This is a genomic window from Haloplanus litoreus (assembly GCF_045690335.1).
GTDB lineage: Archaea > Halobacteriota > Halobacteria > Halobacteriales > Haloferacaceae > Haloplanus > Haloplanus litoreus.
Window position 1 is genome coordinate 1,680,949 of sequence record NZ_CP147874.1, and the last position, 24,001, is coordinate 1,704,949.

Annotated in this window: 28 protein-coding genes, 1 tRNA gene and 1 pseudogene; 17 read left to right on the forward strand and 13 right to left on the reverse strand. The window is 59.3% G+C overall.

Annotated elements, in window-relative coordinates; translation table 11 throughout:
* The gene (locus tag V8686_RS09035; protein ID WP_379703659.1) at nucleotides 1–582 is read right to left on the reverse strand and encodes a hypothetical protein; all 582 of its coding nucleotides are present in this window, start codon (nucleotides 580–582) and stop codon (nucleotides 1–3) included.
* 89 nt (nucleotides 583–671) lie between these two features.
* Here V8686_RS09035 and V8686_RS09040 point away from each other — a divergent pair.
* Nucleotides 672–851: pseudogene (locus V8686_RS09040) on the forward strand (tyrosine-type recombinase/integrase); the annotation flags it as partial.
* Between the two features lie 83 nt (nucleotides 852–934).
* Here V8686_RS09040 and V8686_RS09045 read toward each other — a convergent pair.
* Together V8686_RS09045 and V8686_RS09050 are read right to left on the reverse strand one after the other, a co-directional pair.
* A complete protein-coding gene (locus V8686_RS09045) occupies nucleotides 935–1,651 on the reverse strand; it encodes a hypothetical protein (protein WP_379703660.1) in 717 nt (238 codons plus the stop codon).
* A gap of 278 nt (nucleotides 1,652–1,929) precedes the next feature.
* A complete protein-coding gene (locus tag V8686_RS09050) occupies nucleotides 1,930–2,280 on the reverse strand; it encodes a hypothetical protein (RefSeq protein WP_379703661.1) in 351 nt (116 codons plus the stop codon).
* A 525-nt stretch (nucleotides 2,281–2,805) separates the two neighbouring features.
* Here V8686_RS09050 and V8686_RS09055 point away from each other — a divergent pair.
* The gene (locus tag V8686_RS09055; protein WP_379703662.1) at nucleotides 2,806–3,546 is read left to right on the forward strand and encodes a hypothetical protein; all 741 of its coding nucleotides are present in this window, start codon (nucleotides 2,806–2,808) and stop codon (nucleotides 3,544–3,546) included.
* A 131-nt stretch (nucleotides 3,547–3,677) separates the two neighbouring features.
* A complete protein-coding gene (locus tag V8686_RS09060) occupies nucleotides 3,678–5,009 on the forward strand; it encodes a hypothetical protein (RefSeq protein ID WP_379703663.1) in 1,332 nt (443 codons plus the stop codon).
* A 90-nt stretch (nucleotides 5,010–5,099) separates the two neighbouring features.
* Here V8686_RS09060 and V8686_RS09065 read toward each other — a convergent pair whose 3' ends face one another.
* Nucleotides 5,100–5,564 carry an SWIM zinc finger family protein gene (locus V8686_RS09065; RefSeq protein WP_379703664.1) on the reverse strand — a complete coding sequence of 155 codons (465 nt, stop codon included), beginning with the start codon at nucleotides 5,562–5,564 and terminating at the stop codon, nucleotides 5,100–5,102.
* 177 nt (nucleotides 5,565–5,741) lie between these two features.
* Between V8686_RS09065 and V8686_RS09070 the strand changes: the two genes are divergently transcribed.
* Nucleotides 5,742–5,987 (forward strand): helix-turn-helix domain-containing protein, encoded by a 246-nt coding sequence (locus tag V8686_RS09070; protein ID WP_379703666.1) that lies wholly within the window; start codon nucleotides 5,742–5,744, stop codon nucleotides 5,985–5,987.
* A 491-nt stretch (nucleotides 5,988–6,478) separates the two neighbouring features.
* On the opposite strand, the gene V8686_RS09075 is transcribed toward V8686_RS09070, so the two are convergent.
* Nucleotides 6,479–8,326 (reverse strand): hypothetical protein, encoded by a 1,848-nt coding sequence (locus tag V8686_RS09075; protein ID WP_379703667.1) that lies wholly within the window; start codon nucleotides 8,324–8,326, stop codon nucleotides 6,479–6,481.
* Between the two features lie 421 nt (nucleotides 8,327–8,747).
* On the opposite strand from V8686_RS09075, the gene V8686_RS09080 reads away from it, so the two are divergent.
* Nucleotides 8,748–9,566 carry a hypothetical protein gene (locus tag V8686_RS09080; protein ID WP_379703668.1) on the forward strand — a complete coding sequence of 273 codons (819 nt, stop codon included), beginning with the start codon at nucleotides 8,748–8,750 and terminating at the stop codon, nucleotides 9,564–9,566.
* A 228-nt stretch (nucleotides 9,567–9,794) separates the two neighbouring features.
* Here V8686_RS09080 and V8686_RS09085 read toward each other — a convergent pair.
* A tRNA-Ala gene (locus tag V8686_RS09085) sits at nucleotides 9,795–9,866 on the reverse strand.
* Nucleotides 9,867–10,127: 261 nt separating this feature from the next.
* Between V8686_RS09085 and V8686_RS09090 the strand changes: the two genes are divergently transcribed.
* Genes V8686_RS09090 through V8686_RS09105 form a run of 4 tightly spaced genes read left to right on the forward strand, consistent with a single transcriptional unit; the run spans nucleotide 10,128 to nucleotide 12,620 of the window.
* Nucleotides 10,128–10,595: a 30S ribosomal protein S15 gene (locus V8686_RS09090; protein WP_379703670.1), complete on the forward strand. Its 468-nt coding sequence runs from the start codon at nucleotides 10,128–10,130 to the stop codon at nucleotides 10,593–10,595.
* Complete coding sequence (locus tag V8686_RS09095) at nucleotides 10,596–11,744, forward strand: exonuclease RecJ (RefSeq protein ID WP_379703671.1); 1,149 nt, start codon at nucleotides 10,596–10,598, stop codon at nucleotides 11,742–11,744. It abuts the gene before it with no gap.
* Complete coding sequence (locus V8686_RS09100; RefSeq protein ID WP_379703672.1) at nucleotides 11,741–11,983, forward strand: KEOPS complex subunit Pcc1; 243 nt, start codon at nucleotides 11,741–11,743, stop codon at nucleotides 11,981–11,983. Before V8686_RS09095 ends, V8686_RS09100 begins: the two co-directional genes overlap by 4 nt.
* Nucleotides 11,976–12,620 carry a 30S ribosomal protein S3ae gene (locus tag V8686_RS09105; protein WP_379703674.1) on the forward strand — a complete coding sequence of 215 codons (645 nt, stop codon included), beginning with the start codon at nucleotides 11,976–11,978 and terminating at the stop codon, nucleotides 12,618–12,620. Before V8686_RS09100 ends, V8686_RS09105 begins: the two co-directional genes overlap by 8 nt.
* Nucleotides 12,621–12,910: 290 nt before the next feature.
* On the opposite strand, the gene V8686_RS09110 is transcribed toward V8686_RS09105, so the two are convergent.
* Complete coding sequence (locus V8686_RS09110) at nucleotides 12,911–13,330, reverse strand: cupredoxin domain-containing protein (RefSeq protein WP_379703675.1); 420 nt, start codon at nucleotides 13,328–13,330, stop codon at nucleotides 12,911–12,913.
* Between the two features lie 96 nt (nucleotides 13,331–13,426).
* Between V8686_RS09110 and V8686_RS09115 the strand changes: the two genes are divergently transcribed.
* A complete protein-coding gene (locus V8686_RS09115; RefSeq protein ID WP_379703676.1) occupies nucleotides 13,427–14,107 on the forward strand; it encodes a protein sorting system archaetidylserine synthase in 681 nt (226 codons plus the stop codon).
* 198 nt (nucleotides 14,108–14,305) lie between these two features.
* Here V8686_RS09115 and V8686_RS09120 read toward each other — a convergent pair whose 3' ends face one another.
* Nucleotides 14,306–14,569 (reverse strand): DUF7111 family protein, encoded by a 264-nt coding sequence (locus V8686_RS09120; protein WP_379703677.1) that lies wholly within the window; start codon nucleotides 14,567–14,569, stop codon nucleotides 14,306–14,308.
* Nucleotides 14,570–14,611: 42 nt separating this feature from the next.
* Nucleotides 14,612–15,751, reverse strand: a complete 1,140-nt coding sequence (locus V8686_RS09125) for an acyl-CoA dehydrogenase (RefSeq protein ID WP_379703678.1) — start codon at nucleotides 15,749–15,751, stop codon at nucleotides 14,612–14,614.
* A 108-nt stretch (nucleotides 15,752–15,859) separates the two neighbouring features.
* On the opposite strand from V8686_RS09125, the gene V8686_RS09130 reads away from it, so the two are divergent.
* The 4 genes from V8686_RS09130 (at nucleotide 15,860) to V8686_RS09145 (ending at nucleotide 17,623) form a co-directional block, all read left to right on the forward strand.
* On the forward strand, nucleotides 15,860–16,042 hold the full coding sequence (locus V8686_RS09130; protein WP_379703679.1) for a DUF7525 family protein: 183 nt from the start codon (nucleotides 15,860–15,862) through the stop codon (nucleotides 16,040–16,042).
* A gap of 77 nt (nucleotides 16,043–16,119) precedes the next feature.
* Nucleotides 16,120–16,344 carry a DUF7123 family protein gene (locus V8686_RS09135; protein WP_379703680.1) on the forward strand — a complete coding sequence of 75 codons (225 nt, stop codon included), beginning with the start codon at nucleotides 16,120–16,122 and terminating at the stop codon, nucleotides 16,342–16,344.
* Nucleotides 16,345–16,386: 42 nt separating this feature from the next.
* Complete coding sequence (locus V8686_RS09140) at nucleotides 16,387–16,812, forward strand: SRPBCC family protein (RefSeq protein ID WP_379703681.1); 426 nt, start codon at nucleotides 16,387–16,389, stop codon at nucleotides 16,810–16,812.
* 1 nt (nucleotide 16,813) lies between these two features.
* Nucleotides 16,814–17,623, forward strand: a complete 810-nt coding sequence (locus V8686_RS09145) for a carbon-nitrogen family hydrolase (RefSeq protein ID WP_379703682.1) — start codon at nucleotides 16,814–16,816, stop codon at nucleotides 17,621–17,623.
* 47 nt (nucleotides 17,624–17,670) lie between these two features.
* On the opposite strand, the gene V8686_RS09150 is transcribed toward V8686_RS09145, so the two are convergent.
* From V8686_RS09150 to V8686_RS09160, 3 genes are all read right to left on the reverse strand, one after another.
* Entirely contained in the window at nucleotides 17,671–19,152 is a 1,482-nt protein-coding gene (locus V8686_RS09150) for a sodium:solute symporter family transporter (protein WP_379703683.1), read from the reverse strand.
* Nucleotides 19,152–19,619 carry a hypothetical protein gene (locus tag V8686_RS09155; protein ID WP_379703684.1) on the reverse strand — a complete coding sequence of 156 codons (468 nt, stop codon included), beginning with the start codon at nucleotides 19,617–19,619 and terminating at the stop codon, nucleotides 19,152–19,154. The genes V8686_RS09150 and V8686_RS09155 overlap by 1 nt, the downstream gene beginning before the upstream one ends.
* A gap of 90 nt (nucleotides 19,620–19,709) precedes the next feature.
* Nucleotides 19,710–20,717, reverse strand: a complete 1,008-nt coding sequence (locus tag V8686_RS09160; protein WP_379703685.1) for a GHMP family kinase ATP-binding protein — start codon at nucleotides 20,715–20,717, stop codon at nucleotides 19,710–19,712.
* Between the two features lie 153 nt (nucleotides 20,718–20,870).
* Between V8686_RS09160 and V8686_RS09165 the strand changes: the two genes are divergently transcribed.
* The 3 genes from V8686_RS09165 to V8686_RS09175 are packed head-to-tail and all read left to right on the forward strand — an operon-like array spanning nucleotide 20,871 to nucleotide 22,932.
* Nucleotides 20,871–22,145 carry a hydroxymethylglutaryl-CoA reductase, degradative gene (locus tag V8686_RS09165; protein WP_379703686.1) on the forward strand — a complete coding sequence of 425 codons (1,275 nt, stop codon included), beginning with the start codon at nucleotides 20,871–20,873 and terminating at the stop codon, nucleotides 22,143–22,145.
* Entirely contained in the window at nucleotides 22,142–22,435 is a 294-nt protein-coding gene (locus V8686_RS09170) for an AtuA-related protein (protein WP_379703687.1), read from the forward strand. Before V8686_RS09165 ends, V8686_RS09170 begins: the two co-directional genes overlap by 4 nt.
* Nucleotides 22,432–22,932, forward strand: coding sequence for a hypothetical protein (locus V8686_RS09175; RefSeq protein ID WP_379703688.1), 501 nt, complete (start codon nucleotides 22,432–22,434; stop codon nucleotides 22,930–22,932). The genes V8686_RS09170 and V8686_RS09175 overlap by 4 nt, the downstream gene beginning before the upstream one ends.
* A gap of 271 nt (nucleotides 22,933–23,203) precedes the next feature.
* Here the strand turns inward: V8686_RS09175 and V8686_RS09180 are convergent, their stop codons facing one another.
* Nucleotides 23,204–24,001 (reverse strand): RIO1 family regulatory kinase/ATPase domain-containing protein, encoded by a 798-nt coding sequence (locus V8686_RS09180; protein WP_379703689.1) that lies wholly within the window; start codon nucleotides 23,999–24,001, stop codon nucleotides 23,204–23,206.

Genomic DNA, 24,001 nt, shown 5'->3' on the forward strand with positions numbered 1-24,001 from the left:
TTAGCCAGATTTCCTCCAATCATTCAACGCTACAATAATGGCAAGGGCTGTGATCGCCACGACAAGTACCAGAATATTTGTTTCCGAGAGAAACGGGAAAATATTATAAGCTAAACCCAAACCGAGAAGGCTAAGAAAAACGACACACAGCCCTGCTATTATTCCTTCACCCCACATAGAATTTGGTTGAAGGTAGCCAATTGATCTTATTTTTAGAAGTCCCCAAATAGTTATTCCGACCACAACAATCGCCGCGATACCTCGTGTTAACGTCTTTCCGGCAGTAAAGAAAAACACCGTTAGACCGACATTAAGGGTGTTTTGTAATAGCAACTTTCCTTCTTCGGAAAATTCATTCCCCTCTCGATAAAGTGCCTCACCCATCCCTTCTATCATGAAGCGTTTGTATATTGTACTCCCAAATGTAGCCCCGCCTACAATTGCTAGCACTTCACCGATATTCGTATACTCTATACAAAGCAGAATCCAACCCGATACAAGAGCAAGCAGGGGAGGAGCAAGTTCAAGATACTTCTCATCTCGAAGATCGGAAAGTTCAAATTCAGAATCCTTGTCATTCATACCGCTTTCAAATGTTAACTAAGAATTAATTTATTTTGTGATCGGACTCTCACAGATTCCACCCGATATGCCACCTGCTCCGATCTGCTTCGGTGTCGCCCCACGCACTACGTTGAGGATACGTGACTGCCGCAAGGAACGCGGGACAGCCCAAGGACGTGACGGGTGATAGGACAAATATGAGCGGGCGGATATTGGACAAGCACTACGACAAGGGTTCGGCGGCGGAGAAGGCTGAGAGAAGGAGGGACTACCTAAGAGATATTTAAACACGGAGCCTCGAAAGAGCATTACGAGGACGGATACGAGTCGGTGGATAGCTTTTCTTGATTTTGCCGGAACGGACTGACGATTAGGAATCCCCGGTTTCAACATCGGAAGCATTCAGTGATATAAAATCTGTAATTAGATACTCCACAAAATATGATTTATACTTGTAAGCTGAATACCAAAACACAAGTCCACCCATAAAAGCCAATGGTATTACAGTTTGTGCGAAGTCCCCGAAATTAGGAAAGAAAACAAGATACTTTGGATCTCTGGCAACCACGCCTACCTCCCGCAGGTACTGATGTGTGAGGTATAGGGGAATTAATCCGAATAGGAATACGGTCATACTGCGGGAGAAGGCGAATATAGATTGGAATGTCCGCGAACGTCCAATATCGTGAATATAAACATAGCTCTGTACAAACGAGTATACTGCATCATTTGAGTCTGAACTAAAATCCAATTCTCCGTCTATTCCGTCGTCCTCTATATGAGATTCACAGATCTCCTCAACCTTTTTGGCTGTTGTGTCGGAATCTTGGTTGAGACGGCTATAGAATTGGTCGCGATGTGTAGCAGCAAATCCAACTTTACCTATTAGATTTTCTACCAACACGGACAGCGAGTGTAGTGCCTGCCCGAAAACGAACGACAGAACCAGCGTTGGTATGATTGCCGAGACTACCGGGATATCGATCTCTTTTGGAATGATCATATAGAAGCCAAATACCGTGGCTAATCCCGGCACAAAAACACTAAAAAAGTCGTATTTGCTGAATAAGCCAAATGGTCGAGCCATACGTGGCGTGACTTCGTGATATACCGTAATGAAACAAATGGACTACATTTGCTCCCCCAACGGCTATGACACCGTCAGTCGTCGCTGGCTGAGAGACATAGTAAGTCGCTCCACTTGTTGCGAGAATTTCGCGCTGGCATAGTAGGCGAGCCGATGCTTAGGACCAGATGTCGTTAGCAGGAAAGCAGGCCGGAACTTCGTGGGAAGTCGACTAAATTCTATTTCGAGAAGCCCGCACACACTTCGGCGGGGGTATTTGCTTGTTCGCGTTCTGAACGTCAGGAGGATTCATTCACTTCTGTTATCGAAGCCAACTTCTCTGAATCCACTTCATATTCTTTTGTCCTGTATTCGGAATATCTTGGGGCCGAAACCCATGCTCGGGCGATGTGACCAAAATCTGTATCTCTCTCGGCAAGGATTTCCAACGCCTCACACACTTCCTTGTCGCTTGCTGTGGAAAAATCGTAATCGGTCAGAAACGCAGTATCCTCACTGTCTATTGAGAAATCATATTCACCGGGATACCTACCACGTAGCCACAATTTTGCTATCGTCCCCATTTTTGAATCCCTCTTAGAAAGAATTTCTAATGCTTCACGTAGTTCCATGTCGTCGCGGTTGCCCATACTTAATCAACTATTTCAGCTATATTATAGTTATCTCCGACAGCAAAGGCCAAACACAACCAGATGCCATTCGCCTACCATCAGTCATAACACCGTAGATCGTAGCTGGTTAAGAAACAGATCAAATTGTTCCGCCCGGTATGAGATTTTCGCGCTGACACAGTAGCGGCTTAGTCTCTATCACCAGATGTTGCCAGCAGGGAAGCGGGGCGAGATATTGCGGAGGAGCCTATCAAACTTTGTTTCCGAAAGGTCCGCACACGCTTCGGCGGGGGTACATCACGGCGGCTCTGAATGCGGGCCAGCCTGTCGATGTGACTGCCGAGCGGACGAACGTGAGTCGGGAGGTGCTTGACAAGAATTACGACGCTCGGACGGAGAGCGAGAAGCGGGAAGTTCGGCGGAGGTTCTTAGAGGACGTGTAGCCGGTACTCGTTCTTTTATTATTGGTCAAAATACAGTTATTTATCTAACGCACTCTTATTGTCATTGAGGTAATACCAATCTCATTGGGGGACGAGGACGATGCAGAATATTCCAACAGAAGCGGTCTCCTTCTTTAGCGGTGTAGTCGTTGGTTTGTTACCAAAGATTCTCGACTGGTGGCATGGTGATTATAGAGAAACTAAAACAAAACTTGACGAACACGTCTATAACGAGTTATACAAGGAGACAGAATTAATAAAAAATGGCGATATCCCCTTTTCTGACGGGAAATTCTACACCTGTTGGCACGATATTAGCGCTATCGAACCGAAGTATAGAGAACTGATATCTGCTGATCTAAGACAGGATATTAACCAAGGATACTCGTGCTATTTTGACAGCCTGAATGAATTGCAAGAAAAGAAGGAAGGCTTGGAACGAGCGAATGCTCCGTATGCTGAGGAACATAACGAGATCTTACGTAGACTGTCTCCGACGCTGCTATCCGCTAAGAATCAGGAGGATATCGAGAAGGAAATAAATAGGATCGAACAGAGTGCCCGAGAAGGGAACACGGATGATTTACTTATCGAATATATAGAAACTTTCTCAGATTTACACGAGAATTTATGGGAATTCCTGAACCGAGAAGAAAATGAGTGGAGTGATAGACAAACGAACCAACAGAAGTATTGGGGCTGTGTAGCCGAACAACGAGATGTTTTCCACCAATTGCAGGAAAATTCACAGGCACTCCAAGATCATCTCACGCTCAGACTCCAACAATCCGTTCTCAGGTATATCATATCTAATCAGACTCCGAATCTAAAACATAAATAGAACCGATAGTAAGAGACGGCAGCCGGAATCTCATAGATTCCGCCCAAGGGATCTCGGTCTGATCCGATCCGCTCCGATTTCGCCCACACGTCCATAACGCTAAATAACCAACACAACGGGATTACAAGAGTATGGTGAGTTACGGACAGAAATCTGATCGAGAGAGTCTTAGACGTAACTTCAACAATGCCGTTGATCTAATTGGCCGTGATTGGCTTGAGCAAAAGAAAGCAGAAAATTACGGAGAAAACGAACGCGATCACAAGCATGGTCGCAGCCCTCATCCACTAGTTATTAGATACCATCGAGGCCGAATTGATTTATTTGATGAAGAGGTTGATGCTCCCGAACTTTACTCCGAAGATCACTATTCAGCCGGTACACATTCTCTCGTAGTCCTTGGTGAACATCTCAGTCATCTCTCTGACTCACACCTCGTTAATCAGCACGGCGAACTCATCTCAACAGACATTTCAGATCATCTACGGACCCGGCTCCAAAATCCCGATGAGTTTCGTGAGGTTATCGCTGAGATTGAGGCCGCAGCACTCTATTCACGGGAGGGATACGGTGTCGATTTTATCGAAGAGGGCAAAACCAAAGCGCCGGATCTTCGAATTCGAAACCACACTTCCCTCTGTGTAGAGTGCAAGCGATGTAGTAGGGTCACACAGGAGGATCGAAAACATGGGGGACTCCACGAAGCAATTCAAAAATCAATAAATTCGCATTCAGAGCGAGATGGGATTTTTATTGTAAATATTAATCGGACGCCATCCGGGGAGGAAGCACATAACATTGACAAATATCTCCCTGAAGACACAGAGGACACCACATACCATCGGATAGATCTGCCCTTTGGTGAATTACTAATTCTTCCGTTTGAACGTCAGAGCGAGATTAAAACAATCGAGCGACAACCAACAAGCCCGGGAGACACACCATATGAATTTTACTCGGATTATGTAGCCCCCGTCATCTCCTCTCGATTGAATATGAATTTAGAACTAGATGACTTCCGGTCAAAGAATTTTGAAGTTAGTTTGAAAGACACCGGGGATACTCTCTATCTAGAAAATTCGTCATTTATTGGGATTTTGCATGAATCCAACGAAGATCGAGTTAAACAAATTCTCCGCCAATTCAGCAAAGCAAGTGGGAAATTCCCGGAAAGTACCCCGAATATACTTCATCTCAAAATTCCTTTCTTAACGGAATTGACGTACAGCGAGTTTGATACACTAGTGAACGGAATTGGTGGAAAATTAAATATAAGTGATAGTATTTCTGCGGTCGTGATTTCGTGGCACAGGTTGAAGACCGACCCTGACGGATCAATCACCTATGAGACTATCGTTGGAAATATGGAGAATATCACGCCACGTGTGGAAATTCCCTCAAGATTTGAATTACCCGGGCCTCATATTCAGGAATTCGCATCCATGTTAGAATTCCAAGATTAAATGGCTCTGTCCTACCTCTATCGTTGGGCTTTGACATGAAATATTTCGATTTGAAGACTCATAACGCACGGCATTCTATCTCATTGGGAGTTATTCGTAGCCCTCTGACTGATAGCACGACCAGCACGGTAATCCGCCCAACTCTTCGCACTCGCACTCCGGATTTTCCGGACGGCCACCATCGGCTACCGGAGTGCGCTCAACAGGGTTCGAGGATTCGAGTGATTTCTCAGGGAAGGCCGCCGCCGCTTCCATGACGACCGGCCCGGAACCAAGGGTGAGGGCTAATTTATGTTTGCAATCGTAGTCGTCCCTGAAACGGTCAGCAGGGCATTCGCACTCTCGGGGTACAATCACTCCTCCCACGTCCTCGACGGCCACCACGTAGGCGTGTGCGTCCTTCTCGACCCCGTAGGATTCGTTCGTGACTAAGACTTGGAGAGGCCCGGCGAGCCGGAAAGACCAAGCCTCATACTCCGCTCGCTTGGCCGTCTTCTCCCCGTAGTTCAGGTACTCAACAGCAGTCTTTTCTTTGCCGCTTTCGTTGGTTTCCATTGGCTTTCTCTCCACGAGAAGCCGGCTCCGGGTGCTACTACACCCGGACGCTTTCACGCGCCCCGAGGGAACCACTCTTCTCACCAATTCCTACGACGGAATAGGAGATAAGCATTCCGGTGGTGTTCGTAGGAATAGGCAGAACACTCATCTCAGTCGCCGGAGTATCCCATACCAATGGGCGAAGAGAGACGGCGCAGTGACAAAGGCACGTACACCGAGGAGGTGTCGCCCGATGACGCGCTCGCTGTGTTCACCGATCATGAGCCACGGACGGCGTCGGAAGTAGCCGAGGAGTTGGGGATTGTGCGTCGGACTGCGCACAACAAATTGGCCACTTTAGAGGAACGCGGCGATCTCAAGCGTAAGAAGGTGGGTGGTCGAGCAGTCGTATGGTGGCGACCTGATCCCCCTGACGAGTGACGGTGGTGACGTTCGGGATGGACAGACTATGCTCGGAGAAGAGAAGGCGGGCGGCATGGGGGTAGTTGCGACACGGTCAGTCCCGCCTGTCCGCATAGCAAGGTAACCCGCTCAGAATTTGACCCGATTTTCGGCTACTCCCAATGGGATCTCAAAAGAGGGGGTCAGCACGAACGACGAACGGCATTCCTGCTCTGTTGCGGCCCGATAACTCGCATACCGGCGTGTTGCACTCCGACAGGAGAAGTCTCGGGAACCGGTAGCGTGGACGCTCCGAGAGGATCGGGAAAGTCGCTTCCTACTGTTGCCCTGACGGTAATTCTGGCTTCACACGAAACTGGTATTTACCGCTGTTACACGACCAGTTTGTACCCCGGTTTCCTGTGCCGAGCCGCCTTTCCTCTTTCAAACATCTGTGAGTAACGTCCGAAGTAATGAATATCGTAATTTGATATTTCCCTATATATAGTATAGGACGTAGTCAAATTAGCCTATTCTCGAAGAGAGACAATACTGTGCTTCCCACGTTCTTCAAGTCGAAGGTTGGACCAGACGAAGGGCCGCTTACCCTCGCACCGAATTAGATTGAACTCCTCGTGAAGTCGCCTAAGATGCTTTAAGATCTGGTTGTAACCGATTCCATCGTCACCGTATAATTCCTCAACTACCTTTTCGATCTGGTTCGCTGTTCTCTTCACAGTTTTCCACTCATCACCGTGCGTCAACGCATGGACTACCTGACTCATTCCTCTTCCGTCGTCCCACCGTTTGATTTCTGTGTGCCAAACGTCGGGATCGACCCATTCAGGGATAGCACACGAGAAGACGTACACGCGAATTTTTTCGTCTCTGACTTCCCGGCTGAAACGCATGGCCGCTTGCAGAACTTCACTTTCACGAGTGCCGCGTAGGATTTCATTCCCAACTGGTCCGAAGTCCAACTTTGTACCTCTAAGGATGTTCCCGTGTTCGTCCTTTCTTCGGGCCGCCGAGTGTCCCCTGAGTGCTGCCCATTTCTGAATAACAAGGTCGCTCTGCTGTGGACTTCCGATAATCAGGACAGGATTACGACCGTCTAAATCGTTTCTACCCTTGAGATTCCCGTAATGTTCTCCTTCCCACACTAATTCGTCCGACTCGAACGGGCGGAGATTTCGGAAGCCATTCTTAGAAGTGATCACGAAGGGGACAGTTTCTTCACGTCGAGTGATTTCCTCAATGAGAGCATAGTCCGTATGCGGATCATCTCGCCCCCCAAAAACCGGAATCGTGGTTTCGGATAGTTGAATAATCCGCAATCCGAGGTGATTGAGCCATTCTCGTTGTTCTTCCTCGCTGAGAACGGGAAGGTATTCTAACTCATCTCCGAGTACGGTACGCCACATTTCGAGCGACGGCGTCCCATCAAGAGCAATAATATTAGTACCTTCATCGAAGGGAAGCGGTGGGAGAATATGCACCCTGCCTGCCGGACTTCGCACGATGACTGTTTCATCCGACAACACGGCCTGACTCCACCCATCAGCGAGTTTCGTGTCTTCAAGAGCCGCACGCACCAGTAGCGACCCATATGCCGTAACATTTGGATTCCGCCCTTCACGATGCCAACTCACCGATTCAAACGTCGTTCCCTCTGTTCCCAATAACCATTCGCGGACAGCCGGATCGTGATCAGTCTCTCCGATGAGATTGTGCCGGTAAATCAGAATGTCCTCTGCGCTCATGAAGGAGAGAGAATTTTCACCCGCCAAGTAGCGCAGGATAGCATTGTTGGCGTCGTCGCTTGAGAGAGTCGTTAGAACACCATCGCCGGGGAACTCGTCGATAATGACGATACGAGATTCGCTGTATTCCGGCTTGAACATATGCCGGTAATTCCCGATGAGAACGTCGTAGTCGTCAAGGTTGGAGTCAAGACGGCGCACATAGTCGCATTGACCAGTTGACTGGCAGGGAAGTTCCTTTCCGAATATCTGCTTGGCGTTCTCATGCAGTTCCCGTCCACCACGGCCCTTCTTGTACTCAGCACGGAACTTGCGTGCCCACTCGCTTCCGTGTTCTCTAACTCCCTCTTTACCCCCTGTTGAGCAATGGTTGTGGAATGAGGGAAGCACGTGAGAGCGAAGCCCCTCTTTCTTGCATTGGTTCTCGATTTGGTCGTACAACTTGTGCGTGTCCGTGAAGATGACCGCTTTCTGCCCCGACTCGGCAAGAATCTCAATCGTGCCCGTACTCTTTCCAAGGGCGGGAAGTGCCGGCACCAGAGTTCGGCCTTCCGTCTCAATTGCAGTTTTCAGCGCGTTCCGAGTTTCCGCATAGAAGTATCTACTGTCGTTCATTTTTACCACATGGGGAGAGATACTATCGGCTCAAGACGCGAATTTCAACGCAGAACTAACCGCTCTCTCCTAAACAGTTAACACCAATCTCGGATATAGCCTTATTGGTCGTTCTACCTGCTAATTCGTCCTAATCCGAACCCCAAAGAAGCCGACTTCTCTTCTCCTCATCTTATAGACGCAGAAATCGTATATAACTCTACTCTGACAACGCTGTTGCACACTTCTCCATTCTGCCGCGAGGCGGGAATCTCTGATAGTGCCGCGCCGCTTTCCTCCGCGAAACTTGAGACGTATCCACTTATAGGGAGGAATAAGGCCGAACCTCCTATCGGAATTCGGTGGGGAAGCCTTCGAGACTGATCGGCACAGGGGGTCGTCTGGTAGAGGATTTATATATGTAGTTGACAGTTTTCACATAATGGTGGACAGAAGTGAGAATACAGACGACGCCCGTGTTGACTTCCGAGTCGTTGAAGCGGCGGAGTCATGGATTAGTGGTCTCGATGTATTTTTGTTTGATAATCGCCATTTATTCACTCTTATTGGTGTCTTCGGCGCTTTCTCGATCTACCTTCGAGAAGCGGATTTGCCCGCAACTGGCCCTGATGAGGTACCGTTAGCGAATCTCGTCTCCTTTTTTGGCTTTGGGATTGTACTCTTGTTGTTCCTGCTTATTCTTATCAAACTCTATTCTAAAATGCTATCTCCCGACGAAGGGGACCTCCTGCTTCGACCTGAAAACGTCCCCTATCTGGTGTTCTTTCTCTTTCTGTTGCCGATTATACTCACGCTCATGCATTATCTCTCTACCTTCCCTGCTTCTGCCGCCGCTTTCTGGTTCTCTTTTGTGTATCTACTCGCCCCTCTTACTGTATTTTGGGCGCATGACCGTCTTATTTCAGAGATCGAGATTCATGCAAAGTTAGCAGATATACTCGGTCGAAGCCGATACACCGGACTTGCGCTATTGTCACTTGTAACGGCACTTGCCGGTCTTCTTGTTTATACGATTATTGAGACTGTTTATGGACCGAATACCTTTCAGGCCCTAATCGCCGGGGCCCGCCCTTCACAACGATGGCTTCTCTTCATTGCCATTTTCATTGCTATTTGGTTTTACGCTGCTACTGCCGGACTTTTTCTCACCGTTATTCAAGCGGTGTGGGCAGGCCTCTCTTCTTGGTTCCCTGATAATTCCTCAGATGACAATTCCGAAACGGAAAGTGAAGCAGACTAAAATACGAACCTCACGCTCGTTGTATCTCTTGATCGCAACAGCTATGCTATCACTTCACGAACGGAATGTTGTAGAACGCCCGACGTAGTCGAGGCGGGAGTGAGTGGTGGTCGGAATCCAACTGGCACGGATTGCCGCGAAACCGCTTGGAATCAACGCAAAAACTGGTATGTCCGGTATAAACACCTCTACGCCGTCTGCGGAATGTAGAAGATGTGTGTTTCTTAGTGGACTCGCCGGGATTTGAACCCGGGGCCTCTCCCATGCCAAGGGAGTGATCTACCCCTGATCTACGAGCCCTCGTCGCATCGAATCGTACCGCTGTCCACATAATAAGACCTTCGAATCGGCCGTCGTGTGCGAGGCGCCGTCTCACGGGCGTCGAGACGGCCGAGCCTCTCGGATTCGAAACGGTTTAGTGCTCGACCCCGAAGAGTTCAACGGGAACGGCGCGACCGCAAATCTGACTCGCCCGACTGGGCTTGGGATTGCGGGAGTGCGTGTACCGACAGCTGTCGGTCACGGATACGCTTCTGCGGTCTGTGCGGTTCCAATTCATCTATGGCACGAATGCACACCCGCCGCCGAGGCTCGTCCGGTTCGGACAAGCCGGTGGCAGACGAACCCCCGGAGTGGAGCGACGTAGACGAGGCGGACATCGAAGAGCGCGTGGTCGAACTCGCCGAGCAGGGTCACGACCCGAGCATCATCGGGATGAAACTGCGCGACGAGGGCGTGAAGGGCACGCCGATCCCCGACGTGAAGCTGGCGACGGGCCGGAAGATCACGGAGATTCTCGACGCCCACGACGCCGGCGCGGACCTGCCCGAGGACCTGCGCAGCCTGATGCAGCGGGCGATTCGCCTGCGCGAGCATATGCAGGAGAACCCGCAGGACCACCAGAACAAGCGCTCGCTCCAGAACACGGAGTCGAAGATCCGCCGTCTGGTGGGCTACTACCGCGGCGACGCGCTCGACGAGGACTTCACCTACAGCTACGACGTCGCCGTCGAACTGCTGGAGGAGTAGATGTCCACCGCGCCCGCCACCGCTGAGGACGCCGACGCCGGCGAACTCGCCGTCGCGCTCCGCTCGGCCCCGTTCGTCCGGGTCGTCGCGGCCGCGACCGGCGACTCACTGGCCGCCAGCGGCGTCCTCGTGCGGGCGCTCAGGGAGCGATCCACCCCGTTCCAGGTGCGCGTCGATCCGACCCCCGACCCGCCGCCGGGCGACGACGACGAACTCGTCGTCGGCCTCGGCGTCGGTGGTGGGGACGTCGCGCTCACGAGTGACGACCGTCCCGCGAGCGTCGCGGCCGCCGAGACGGCTCGCGAACTCGGCGTCGAGCCCGATCCGACCCTCGCGCTCGCGGGGGTCACCGCGGCCGGTCGACCGGTCGGCGACGCGGCGTCGCTGCTGGAGTCGGCCGAGCGACACACGACGGTCGACCGTCGACCGGGCGTGGCGATCCCGACGGCCGACCTGGCCGACGGGCTCGCACACTCGACACTCGTCGCTGCCCCGGTGTCGGGAGATCACGACGCGACGCGGGCAGCGCTCGACGAGCTTGGCGTGTCGGCCGACTCGGACGACGAGGCGCGTCGACGGCTCGCCTCGTGGCTGGCCGTCGAGGCCTCGGCGTCGTCGGCGCGGGCCGCCGAGGCGGTCGAGCGGGTGTTACACCCCTATACGACGCCCGACGGTCGGTTCGCGACGGTCGGTGGCTTCGGCGACGTCCTCGATGCGGTCGCACGCGAGCGGCCGGGTACGGGCGTCGCCCTCGCCATCCGCGACGCGGAGTCGACGCGCACGGCGGTCCTCGACGCCTGGCGGACGCACGGCCGTGCGGTCCACGCCGCGCTCTCGGACGCGACGACGGGCCGGTACGACGGTCTGCTGGTCGCACGCGTCGAGGGGTGTGGTCCCGGCCGTCTGGGGACGGTCGCCCGCCTCTGTCGCGACTTCAGATCGCCGGAACCCGTCGTGTTGGTCGTCGCTGGCGAGGCGGCGGCGACGGCGGGCACGGAGGCGGTCGGTCTCGGCCGAACGATGGCCGAGGCGGTCGAGGCGGTCGACGTGGACGGACGGAGCACGGGTGGCTCCCGGCGGGCGACGGCGCAGTTCGACGACGCAGTGGACGTATCGCGGTTGATCACGGCGTTCAGGGAGGCGCTATGAGCGAGAGACGCGCCTGCGTGGAGACGACACACGACGACGCGTCGACGGTGGCGGCCGCACTCCGGCCGGACAACACGCCGTCGATGTCGACGAGTGTGGCGGACGACGTCGTCCGCACGACCGTCGAACGCGAGACTGCAGGCGGACTGCAGTCGACCGTGGACGACTACGTGGTGAACCTGACGGTCGCGGAGACCGTCGCACGAACGGCACACGAACACAGACACAACCATGAGTGAACGCTCAGTATCCAAGCAGAAACGCGGCAAGCGCTGGTACACGGTTATCGCCCCGGAGCAGTACGACCGGGCGGAACTGGGTCAGACGGTTGCCGACGAACCGGAGAAGATCATCGGCCGAACGATCGAGACGACCCTCGGTGAAGTCACCGACGACGCCGGGGCGAACAACACCAAACTCACGTTCAAGATCACGGACGTGGGGTCGGACTCCGCGTACACGGAGTTCGTCAAGCACGAACTCACGCGGGACTACCTGCGGAGCCTCGTGCGCCGCGGCGCCTCGAAAATCGACGCGACCGTGACGGTCCTGACGACGGACGACTACCGCGTCCGCGTCCAGCCCGTCGCGTTCACGACGAAGAAGGCCGACCGCAGCCAGGAGCAGGCCATCCGGCGGGTCATGATCGACCTCGTCGAGGAGGCGGCCGCCGAACGCGACTTCGAATCCTTCGTCGAGAGCTGTGTCGAGGGGCGCCTCTCCTCGGCCATCTACGGCGAGGCCAAGACCATCTACCCGCTTCGCCGGGTCGAGGTCCAGAAGCTCACCCTCGAAGCACGACCCGAAGAGGTCGCCGCCGAAGAGGAAGCGTCGGTCGACGTCGACGAAGAGGACGTCGCCGTCGACGAAGACTGAGACGCCACACGCAACCTTTTTCGACGGACGACGCGCCGACTAGGTCACCGTCCGCGTCGCCGCCGACGGTCGCGGACTCGCCGACGTCCCGCTCGCTTCGCATACGGAACTCCCGCCCGTAGATCGGCAGATCCTCGAGCGGCCGAGGAGCCTCGACTCACCCACAGCGTCGGACTGGGCTGTGGCTGTGGCTGTGGCTCACGAACTGGATCGTCCGTGAATCGAGCGGGCGGATCGATGTCGGTTCCGCCGCCGACGGGACGACCGTCGTCGAACTGCCCGCCGCGTGATCACTCCTCGACGACGACGGTTCCGACCATCCCTGCGCGCTCGTGTGGGATACAGAAGTAGTTGTACCGACCGGGGATCTCGAACGTGTGGCTGAACGTCTCCCCGCTGGTGATCGCGCCGTTCATGCCGTCCCACGCCTCGCGAGCCGCCTGGGTGGACTCGTATCCGCCGGTGGCGAAGAAGTCGGCGTCCGCCGGGATGCCCTCGTCGTAGGCGGTGATGGAGTGGGCGCGGGCACTGTTGTTGTACCACACGACCTCCTCGCCCGGTGTGACGGTGATGTTCGACGGCTCGAACGCCGTGGCCGTCATACCCACGTCGCCGTCCGCGCCGCCACTGACCGTTCCGGCGGCGGTACAGCCGGCGCTACCGACGGCCAGCCCGGATCCGAGCGTCGCGAGAAGCCGGCGTCTGCGCATAGCTAACCTCGGGGGGCGAGGAATAAATGCGGACTGGTTCGACGGTCGAAGCCGACGATATAAAGACGTAAATCCTCGGTTGCAGAGGATGGGGCTATGCAACCGCGGTTCGTCGGGCGTCTGGGACTGGCCGACGCCGTGACGGTCGGCAACGCGATGCTCGGCTTTCTGGCCGCGTTCGTTGCGACGGCGAACGCCCCGCTCGCCGCCCGCATCGTCCTCTTGGCGGCCGTCGCCGACGGTCTCGACGGGGTCATCGCCCGGAAACGCGGCGGGACGGCCGCCGGACCGTACCTCGACTCCCTCGCGGACGTGGCCTCCTTCGGCGTCGCACCCGCGATGTTGATCGCGTCGCGGGCGGCCGACGCCTGGACACTCGACGGCCAGCCGCTCTTTTATGTTCTCGGCCTCCTGCTCCCCGCCGTCTACGTCGCGATGGCGGTCACCCGTCTCGGTCTCTACACCGCCTACGACAGCGACGCGTCGGAGACGAAGGGCGCTCCCTCGACGCTCGCCGCGACGATCCTCTCGGCGGGCGTCCTCGCCGGCTTCGTCGGGCCCGTCCTGCTGGTCGCGCTCTCGGGCCTGCTGGCGGCGCTCATGGTGACGCAGATCCGGTATCCCGACCTCCATCCCCAGGACGCTCTCGTGATGGGGGTCGTGCAGGCGCTCGCCATCCTTCTCCAGGGGCGTCCGGGCGAGGTGTTCGCGTTCGCACTCCTGTTCCTGTCGCTGGCCTACCTCACGCTCGGTCCGCGGTTCTACTGGACCGGGTAGCCGTGGTCGCCCTCGACGAACTCCTCGTTCGGTGATGGGGGCCACCGACCGTGCGGCATGGGGACACCGTCTTCAGCGTGCGGTTCGTCTCCCCGCTATCGGGGGTCGACGACGCCCATACGGATCGTTGTGACTGGTCACCGGTGGGTCGTCGTCGCGTGTCTACGACACACCGGTACTGGCTTACGACGATCCGTATCACATCCCCATATCGTCCGCTTCCGCGGGGACCGGCAGGTCGGCGACCCGCACCCCGAGCAGTTCGGCGGCGTGGTCGAGCGCCATGTCGAACCCGTAGTAGCGCTCCAGTTCGTCGTCCTCCGGACCGTGGCGCACCGTCACCATCGCGTACCCTTCGCTGTTCTGGGCGAGCGCGGCGGTCCGCCCGTCGCGTTCGAACGTCAGGACGCGTTCGCCATCCCGTTCGTAGTAGTTGGCGACGACGTCGTCGTGTTCGGGCATACGCGACCAAGGGACTCCGGCCAGTCGAACCTTCCGGTCGGCCTACCGAAGTTCGTCGGCGATGGTGTTGCGGAGCACCTCACTGGTCCCCTCGTAGATTTCGTTGAGTTTGGCGTCGCGGTAGAACCGCTCGACCGGGAAGTCCTTCGTGTAGCCGTAGCCGCCGTGGATCTGAATCGCCTCGTTGGCCACCTCGCGGCTCACCTCGCTGGCGTAGAGTTTGGCTTGGGCGGCCTCCTTGACGAACCGCTCGCCGCGCATCTTTCGATCGGCCGCCCGATGCATCAGCAGGCGCGCCGCCTGTAGCTTCGTGTCCATATCTGCGAGTTTGTGTCCGATGGCCTGGAAGTCGCCGATCGGCTGGCCGAACTGCTCGCGTTCGTTCGCGTAGTCGACGGCCTCGTCGAGGGCGGCCTGGGCGATACCGACGCCGCGAGCGGCGATGGTGATCCGCCCCGCGTTGAGCGTCTTCAGCGCCTGCAGGAACCCATCACCCTCTTCCCCGAGGAGACGGTCGGCCGGGACCCGGAGGTCGGCAAAGCGAAGTTCCGCCGTCGGACATCCCTTGTCGCCCAACTTGTGTTCGGTCCCCTCGACGTGGTATCCCTCGTCCTCGTCGGGGCGGACGACGAAGGCGGAGATACCCTTCCGGCCGGCCTCGGGATCGGTCTTGGCGAAGAGGACCACCGTGTCGGCGACGGAGCCGTTGGATATCCAGAGCTTCTCGCCGTCGATCACGTACTCGTCGCCCTCGCGGACCGCCGTCGTCTCCATCGCGGGCACGTCGCTCCCGGCGCCGGCCTCCGAGAGCGCGAAGGCGCCGATGTCGGTCCCCTCGTTCAGCGGCGTCAGGAACCGCTCTTTCTGGGTCGGGGACGCGAAGGCGTCGAGCATCCCGCCGGCGAGGCTGGTGTGGGCCGCGACGACCGTCCCGAGGCCGCCGCTCCCGCGGCTGATCTCCGCGAGACAGGCTGCGTAGGCGTGGTAATCCAGGCCCGAGCCACCGTACTCCTCGTCGAACGGCATTCCCATCAGGCCGAGGTCGGCCATCTCCGCGACGAGGTCGGTCGGAAACTCGTCGGATTCGTCGATGTCGGCCGCGACGGGGACGATTTCCTCGTCGACGAAGTCGGCCACCATATCGCGCATCTGGGACTGCTCGGCGGAGAGGCTGAAGTCCATACCGCTCCTACGGGCCTCCGATGATTTATAACGTCGTCCGTGACTCGCTCACGGGGGACGCCCACACGGAGTCGAATGAGCTAAGTGCGCCCCGACGGACGGTTCGGTATGGCACACGACGTCGCCGTGACGGACAGAGGGGTCGGGTTCGGCGTGCTCTTTTCCATCCTCGCGCTCGTCGGCGCGGCGGCGATGCTCGTCGCGCCCGGGCAACTGCCCAAGGCCGGCGGGTTCGCCCTCGCCGTCGTGGCGGGACTGTTCGCCGTCGTGACGATGCAGGCCTACGCCTGACCGTCGACGGTATCGCCGGGGGCCGTCGACTGCGCTTGAAAGAGTTAAGATGCTGAATCCCCTACCGCAGGTGAACGATGAACTCCCTGACTGAAGAGGAACGGCGAATCCTCGCGTACCTCCACGACAGCGTCTCCCGGGGTGAGCGCTACTTCCGCGCGAAGAACATCGCCGACGCAATCGGGATGACGGCCAAACAGGTCGGCTCCCGACTCCCGCGTCTGGCCGAGAAGTCCGAGGACGTCGAAATCGAAAAGTGGGGGCGCGCCCGGTCGACGACGTGGCGCGTCACGCAGGGATAGGGTGACCCCCGAACTTTTTAACGTTCGACGGGAGTCCAGGGTATGACCGTACGTGTTAGTCGGGCATTCGAGTTCGAGGCACCGGCCGAACGGGTCTGGGACTTCATCTCCGACCCCGGCAAGCGGGCCGGCGCCATCAGCGTCGTCCGCGACTACGAGGTCGACGGTAACCGCGCCACCTGGGAGATCGACCTCGATCTGCCGGTGATCGATCGCACTGCGACGGTCGAAACCGAGGACGTAGAGCGCGACGAGCCTCGATACGTGAAGTTCGTCGGGCGGTCGAGTATCATGCGCGTCACCGGGGAGCACCGCATCGAGGACACCGAGACGGGCGCGCGCCTCCACAACGAGTTCGTCGTCGACGGGCGTCTCCCGGGCATCGAGCGATTCTTCAAGAAGCGCCTCGACGTCGAACTCGACAACCTCGAAGCGGCGCTCAGACGGGACCTCGAACTCCCCGCCTGAGATGCGACTCGCACTCGCCCAACTCGATGGGGCTGCCGGCGAGGTCGACGAGAACGTCGACCGCGCGGCGACCGCCGTCGCCGACGCCGCCACGCGCGGCGCCGACCTGGTTGTCCTCCCGGAACTGTTCACCGTCGGCTACTTCGCGTTCGACACCTACGCCCGGGCCGCTGAGGGACTCGACGGCCCGACGTTCTCCAGACTCGCCGACGTGGCGGCCGACCACGGCGTCGGCTTGCTGGCGGGGAGTCACGTCGAGGACCTGGCCGAGAGCGCCGCCGCCGGTGTCGACGTGCCCGCGGCGGAGGGCCTCGCGAACACGTGCGTCTTCTACGACCGCGACGGGAAGCGGCGAGCCGTCTACCGGAAGCAGCACCTCTTCGGCTACGAATCGGCCGAGACCCGTCTGCTCACACCCGGTGAGACACTCTCGACCGTCCCCTTCGAGGGGTTCACCGTCGGGATGTCGACGTGTTACGACCTCCGGTTTCCGGAACTCTACCGTCGCCTCGCGGATCGGGGAGCGACGCTCGTCTGCGTGCCCAGCGCCTGGCCGTATCCACGGGTCGAACACTGGCGGACGCTAGCGCGGGCGCGCGCAATCGAGAATCTCACCTACGTCGCCGCCGCGAACGGCGCCGCGACGTTCGAGGACGCCACCCTTCTCGGACGGTCCACCGTCTACGACCCCTGGGGAACGACGCTCGCCAGCGCCGGCGACGAGGCGACTCTCGTCGTCGCCGACGTCGATCCGGACCGAATCGACGAGGTCCGCGAGGAGTTTCCGGCGCTACGTGACCGTCGGGACTGAGTCGGAACCTCGTGTGGCGGCGCCGAACGGCGACGCCGACGCGCCGCTCAGGCGACGACGACCCTGTAGATTTCGTCCGCGATGTCCTCGCCGGAGTACGTGTTCGTCACGAGACTCACGGCGATGAGCACGATCGACGAGACGACGAGTGAGAACGCCCCAGCGACGACCCCATGCGGGAGCGAGACGCTGTAGACCGAACTGCCGACGGCGAGTCCCAGATTGACGAGGAGGGAGGCGACGACGGCCGCGATGGCTCCCTCCCGCGTGGCACCCCTCCAGTTGAGACCGATGCCCAAGAGCGGGACGATGGGGGCAGCGAACAGCGCCCACCCGACGACGCCCAGGATTCCGACCAGAATCTGGACGAAGTACGCGAGGAACAGGGAGATGACGATGATCGCCGCGCTGCCGAGGCGGTTCACCCAGAGTTCCTGTGTGTCCGATTCGTACTCCATCCCTAGACTCTCGGGGATGTCTCGCGCGAGGTTCGCGGCGCCGATGTTGATGAACGCGTCACTGGTGCTCATGATCGCCCCGAGCGCCGCGGCGAAGACGACGCCGGCGACGATGGGGGAGACGAAGTTCGAGAGGAAAAAGGGCGCTGCCATGTCGGGGTTGGAGAGGGAGTCGAGAGCGCCGGTTTCGACGCCAGCCCGCACGGAGATGCCGATACCCAGCATCATGAGCGAGGAGAGGAAATAGGAGAGACCGGCGATGGGGGCGCCCCACTTGAGGAGTTTGACGTCACGGATCATGTACAGTTTGTGGGCCATGTGGGGTTGCCCGGAGTTTCCGATGGTGAACAGGAAGTACCAACTCAGAGCGAGCATCACGGGGAAGGAGCCGAAGGCGCCGGCGAACTCCGGAGTGTTGCTGGCGAGTTCCCGGCTCATCCGCTGGAACCCCCCGCCGTAATCGAGGGCGTAGAAGAACACGACGATGCTGCCGGCGACCATGATGCCGCCCTGGATGAGGTCGGTAAACACGCCGGCGATCATGCCGCCGCCGATGGTGTAGACGGCGATGACGACGGTCGCGAGAACGACGGCGACGAGTTCGCTCGTCCCGAGGATGTCCGCGAGGACGAACCCCATCGCCTTGAGCTGGACCGCGAGGTACGAAATCACGCCGAGAAGAACCGAGAGGGCGACGAAGAATCGAACTGCGTCGCTGTCGTAGCGGGCGTCCGCGGCGTCCGGAATCGTCAGGATCTGCTCCACTTCCGCCATGAGGCGCATCTTCTTCCCCAGGACGAACCACGAGATGGGGAACGCGAGCGGCGCGACGATGGCGATCCAGAGGAACGCGTAGCCGCCGCTGTAGAACAGTCCCGGCCCGCCGATGAACCCGAACCCGCTCATGATCGACGCGAACGCCGAGAACGCAACCGCCCAGATACCGAAGCGCTTCCCGCTGATGAGGAAGTCCTCGGTGGACTCAGTCTGACGATACCCCCAGACACCGATCCCCAGGACGATCAGGAGATAGACGACGACGACGCCCGTTATCAGCGGGTCGGCGGCCATCAGCGGTCACCTCCGTCGGCCGATTCCGAACTCTCCATCCGGCGGAACTCCTCCGCTTCCTCCGCGCTCCAGATGTACTTCTCGAACAGGTAGGGGTAGGCGAACATCAACAACAGAGCGGGCGGGAGCCAGAGCCAGTACACGAGGACTGACGTGGCCCGTGGGAAGCCGAGCCAGTACACCGGATCCGTGTACGACGGGTTCGCGAAGTGGAAGTTCCACAACAGCGCGAAGCCGACGCCGAGGACGAGGACGAGGACACCGATCACGGCGAGAAACGGTTTGTACGAGTGCCGCTTTGCCGTCCCTTCCACCCCTAGTAGGATGTAGAGGCCGAAGAGTGCGATGGTGGCATAGGAGAAGACGACCTGTCCGGTCGGCCCCCCCGACAGCATCGCACCGAACATGACGAGCAGTACTACGAGCGCTCCGATCACCGTCTTGTCACGTTGCCACTGTATTGCCATGGCACCCCGCAACAATATCACGTAATTTTAAAAAAGTATCTTCGAAAAACCGGCCGCCCCGTCTCCGGACTCACCGCCGACTCGGAACGTCTACGTATCGTACTCGAGTCCCCGAGCAGTCGTCGTCGTCGACACCACGTGCTGTGCCGTTCGTCCCAGGACCCGCTCCAATTCGGCCGTGTCGCTGCGCTCGTCGGGGAACGTGACCAGCGCCGCACGCCTGCCGAAGTCCGACTGTTTCACACCCAGGTCGTGGGTCTGCTGGACGGGGTTCGCGGCGCGGAGTTCGGGGAGCGGCCAACTCGCGAAGCCGAGTGCGTCGAGCAACTCCCCGTAGAACGTGATCAGTTCCCGCATCTCCGCGTAGTCGGCGTCCGTGATGCGGGTCCAGAGCTGGTCGGTCGTTGCGTCGCTCGTCTTCCGAACTTCGTCGTAGCGCGGTCCCGTGATCGAGCGGCGGCGCTCGACCTGCCGCCGGATCTCCGTCCGGCTCGGACGCGTCTCCGTGGTGGCGACGAGGACGGGGAGTTCGTTCGTCGCTCGTTCGGTGACGGTCGACTCGCCGAGTACGAGGCCTCCCGAGACGATCACCGCCGGATCGATGGGGACGGCGTCCGCGTAGAGTTCGTCCTCGATGGCCGTGACGAGATCGACGAGTTCCGAGTCGGGGCGCGCCTCCCCGAACGCCTCGGTGAGTGCCGCCGTCAGCGCCACCGTCGTGGCAGTCGAGGAGCCGAGACCGACGCCCATCGGAAACTCGTCGTCGACGTCGATTTCGACCGAGAACCCGGGAAGTTCGTCAGGTCCGGTGCGACCGACTGCCGAGAGGATGCGCCGTAGGAGCGTATAGACGGGGAGGCTGCGACCGGACTTGCTGACCGTCAGGACGGCGTTCGAATCGGTCGGACCGAACAGCGACTCGAGTGTGGTGTCCTGCCGACCGAGTGGCCCACGAACGAGGACGGTGTCGTCGTCCCGTTCACTGACGGTAACGCGGAGGCGAAGGTCGAGCGCGCTGGCGATACGTGGCCCGCCGAGGAGCGTGGCGTGGTCACCACCGACGAAGATGCGGCCGGGGACGGACGCAGTTACAGCCATACGTGACCTCGGTCACGCCGCACAGTAAACTCTAACTCCCGAAATAGTCGACATCTGTCGAATACACGGTTTCGGGGGAACGCGAAATTCCGTCCGCAACGAACCGCGTGACCGGGGTAACTTTAAATGATGATCGTTCGATACCGGTGACGCATGGACTCCCGCATCCCCGGATTCTACAAACAAGATATCGACGAGCGTCGACACACCGTCGCCGACCGTGCGAACCTCTCCGACGAGGCGGTCGCCGCAGTCGAGGGTCGCGGCCTCGACCCGGTTCGTGCGGACACGATCAGCGAGAACGTGATCGGGACGCTCGAGTACCCCCTCTCCATCGCGACGAACTTCCGGATCGACGGCGTGGATCGGCTGATTCCGATGGCTATCGAAGAGACCAGCGTCGTCGCGGCCGCCTCCTACGGCGCGCGGATGGCCCGCGAACGGGGTGGGTTCACCACCCAGGTCACGGGTCCACACATGATCGCCCAGATCCAGGCCGTCGACGTCGCCGACCCGTTCGCCGCGAAACAGCGCGTTCTCGACGCCCAAGCGGACCTCGTCGACCTCGCGAACGACCAGGACCCCGTCCTGGTCGAGCACGGCGGCGGCTGTGAGGACGTGCAGGTTCGTGTCCTCGATACGGATCGCGGGCCGATGGTCGTTACGCATCTCGTGGTGAACGTTCAGGATGCGATGGGCGGCAACGCGGTGAACTCGATGGCGGAAGCGCTGGCACCGGACATCGAAGCACTCACCGGCGGTACCGTCGAACTCCGCATTCTCTCGAACCTGGCGGACCGCCGAATCGCGCGAGCTCGGTGTACCGTCCCTCCCGAGTTGCTGACCGACGACGACGCAGAACTCGAGGGGACGGCGGTCCGGGATCGGATCGCCGACGCCGGTGCGTTCGCCGAGGCCGATCCCTACCGGGCCGCCACCCACAACAAGGGCATCATGAACGGTATCGACGCCGTCACGACTGCGACGTTCAACGACTGGCGAGCCATCGAGGCCGGCGCCCACGCCTACGCCGCCCTCGACGGCTACTCCTCGCTCTCGAACTACGAGGTCGATGCCGACGGGAACCTCGCCTGTAGTATCGAACTCCCGATCCAGATCGGTACCGTCGGCGGCGCGACCCAACTGCAACCGGTCGCGGGGGCCGCGATGGACGTCCTCGACGTGGACTCCGCCGACGAGTTCGCCGGCATCCTCGCCGCCGTCGGTCTCGCCCAGAACCTGGCCGGTCTCCGGGCCCTCGTGAGCGAGGGGATTCAGCACGGCCACATGAGCCTGCACGCGAAGAACATCGCCATCCAAGCCGGGGCGCCGAGCCACCTCGTCGACGACGTCGCCGAGCGAATGGTCGAAGAGGACGCGATCCGGGAGGACCGCGCGGCCGAACTCGTCGACGAACTGTCCGAATGAGCGTCGACATCGCGAACGTCGACTCCGGCGATCCGTTCCCGGACGCGGGATACCGGCGACTCGAGGCGCAACTCACGGCCGACAGAGTCACAGCGTTCTTCGGAGCCCCGGTCGCCGGCGATGTCCGGCGCTACCCCATGCCGAACGTTCGCGCCTCCAACTGCGTCTGCGAACGGAGCCTCGATGGCGGCGGACAAACCACCCTCCGCTCCGACACGCAGGGGAAGACCTACGCCGTAGCACTCCCGACGACGACGCTTCCACCACTCACGGGGATGGACCACCCGTGACCGAGGACGATCCGACGCCCCCGGTCGTCACGTCCTCGCCGTCCGGGGAGGACCGGCTGTGGGTGAGCGAGTGGTACCGGATCTCCCCCCAGACGTTCGAACACTTCGAACTCTTCTTCGAGGCCGACGCGGTGTATGCCGTGTTCGCCGAAGAGTCGTTCAAATCCCTCCTCCTGCGACGGGACGGCCGGACCCGGGAAGCCCGCGAGGTGGGCCGGCGCAACCGTTCGGCCCCGAGCGAGCAACTGCTCGCCGACGAGCGGAGTTTCGTGGTGCCGACTTCGGCACTCACGGCCGTCCGAATCTCCCCTGGATCGCTGTTCGCGAAACCGACGTTGACCGTCGAAACGGCGTCGTCGTCGCACACGCTGTACCACAGTTCGCGGGACTACGACGTCGACGCACTCCGGCGATCCCTCGCCAACCTCTACGACGACACGACGGTCGACGTCGCGGTCGAATCCCGTGAGTGGCTGGACCTGTTCCGGTCGGGATGAGCGGGGCGACGGCCGTCGGTGGGCGCTCGCGCGTGGGTAACAGGGAGCCCGTCGGACGCGTCCGCCCGATTCCCGTCCTGCGTCGGGATGGGTCGGAGCCTTTATAATTCCGAGGGCGCTATCGTGGACTGCCGACGCATCGACGCTTTTCTCGTCGAGACTCGGCAACGAAAATCCACCACGTCGTCGTTCGCCCCGGGTCGGGTCATCCCCTCGCCCGGCAGGGGTGATCCGATCCCTCGACTCCCGCTCCCTCTCGTCCACCCTTTCGTCAGGTCGCTCGCTTCTCGATTTCGCCTTTGAGCGCCGCGGCGTCGCAGTCGTGATCCGGACGGATGTTGACGAAGTCCAGAAAATATAGCGCGGCCAGGAGTTCCGCAGTCGTATACGCCGTCGCCGCGGCGTCGACGGTGGCCGCCGGCCCGATGAGGGGTTCGAGCGCCGCCAGCCCACACGCGACGTCGTAAGAGCGAGCGTCGTCGCGGCCGCGGCTCTCGACGTTCGTCGCGTCGATGAAGTAGAGGTCGCCGTCGAGGATGAGGACGTTCTCCGCCCGGAGGTCGCCGTGGGCCAGACCGTGGTCGTGCATCGTCCGGAGCGCCGCGAACAGTTCGGGAGCGAGTTCGCGTTCGGTCTCCCGGTCGAGTTCGTCCAGCGGTCGGAACTCCGGGAGATACTCCAGGACGACGATCCCCAATCCATCGATCTCGAGCGCTTCGAGCGGTTCCGGCGCGTTCAGGCCGATTTCGCGCATCCGCTCGGTCGCCTCCAGTTCGTGTGTCGCCATCTGGTAGGGCGTCCCGAAATGCTCGAAGAACCCCTCGGTGCCCGCCGAGAAGACGCCGAGGTTCCGTCCCGTGGTGATGAGCGCGTGGACGAGCGAGTTCTGCTTTGAAATCACTTTCAGAAAGAGGTCTTCGTCGACGACGACCGGCGTCGAGAGCCAGTTGTCGGCGTCGAGACACCGGACCGACGGCTCCTCGCGACCGTACCGCTCGGCGACGTCCGTGATCACCCGGTCGAGGCGGTCGTCGTCGATCCGACCGCGCAGGAACCGCCTGACTTCCAT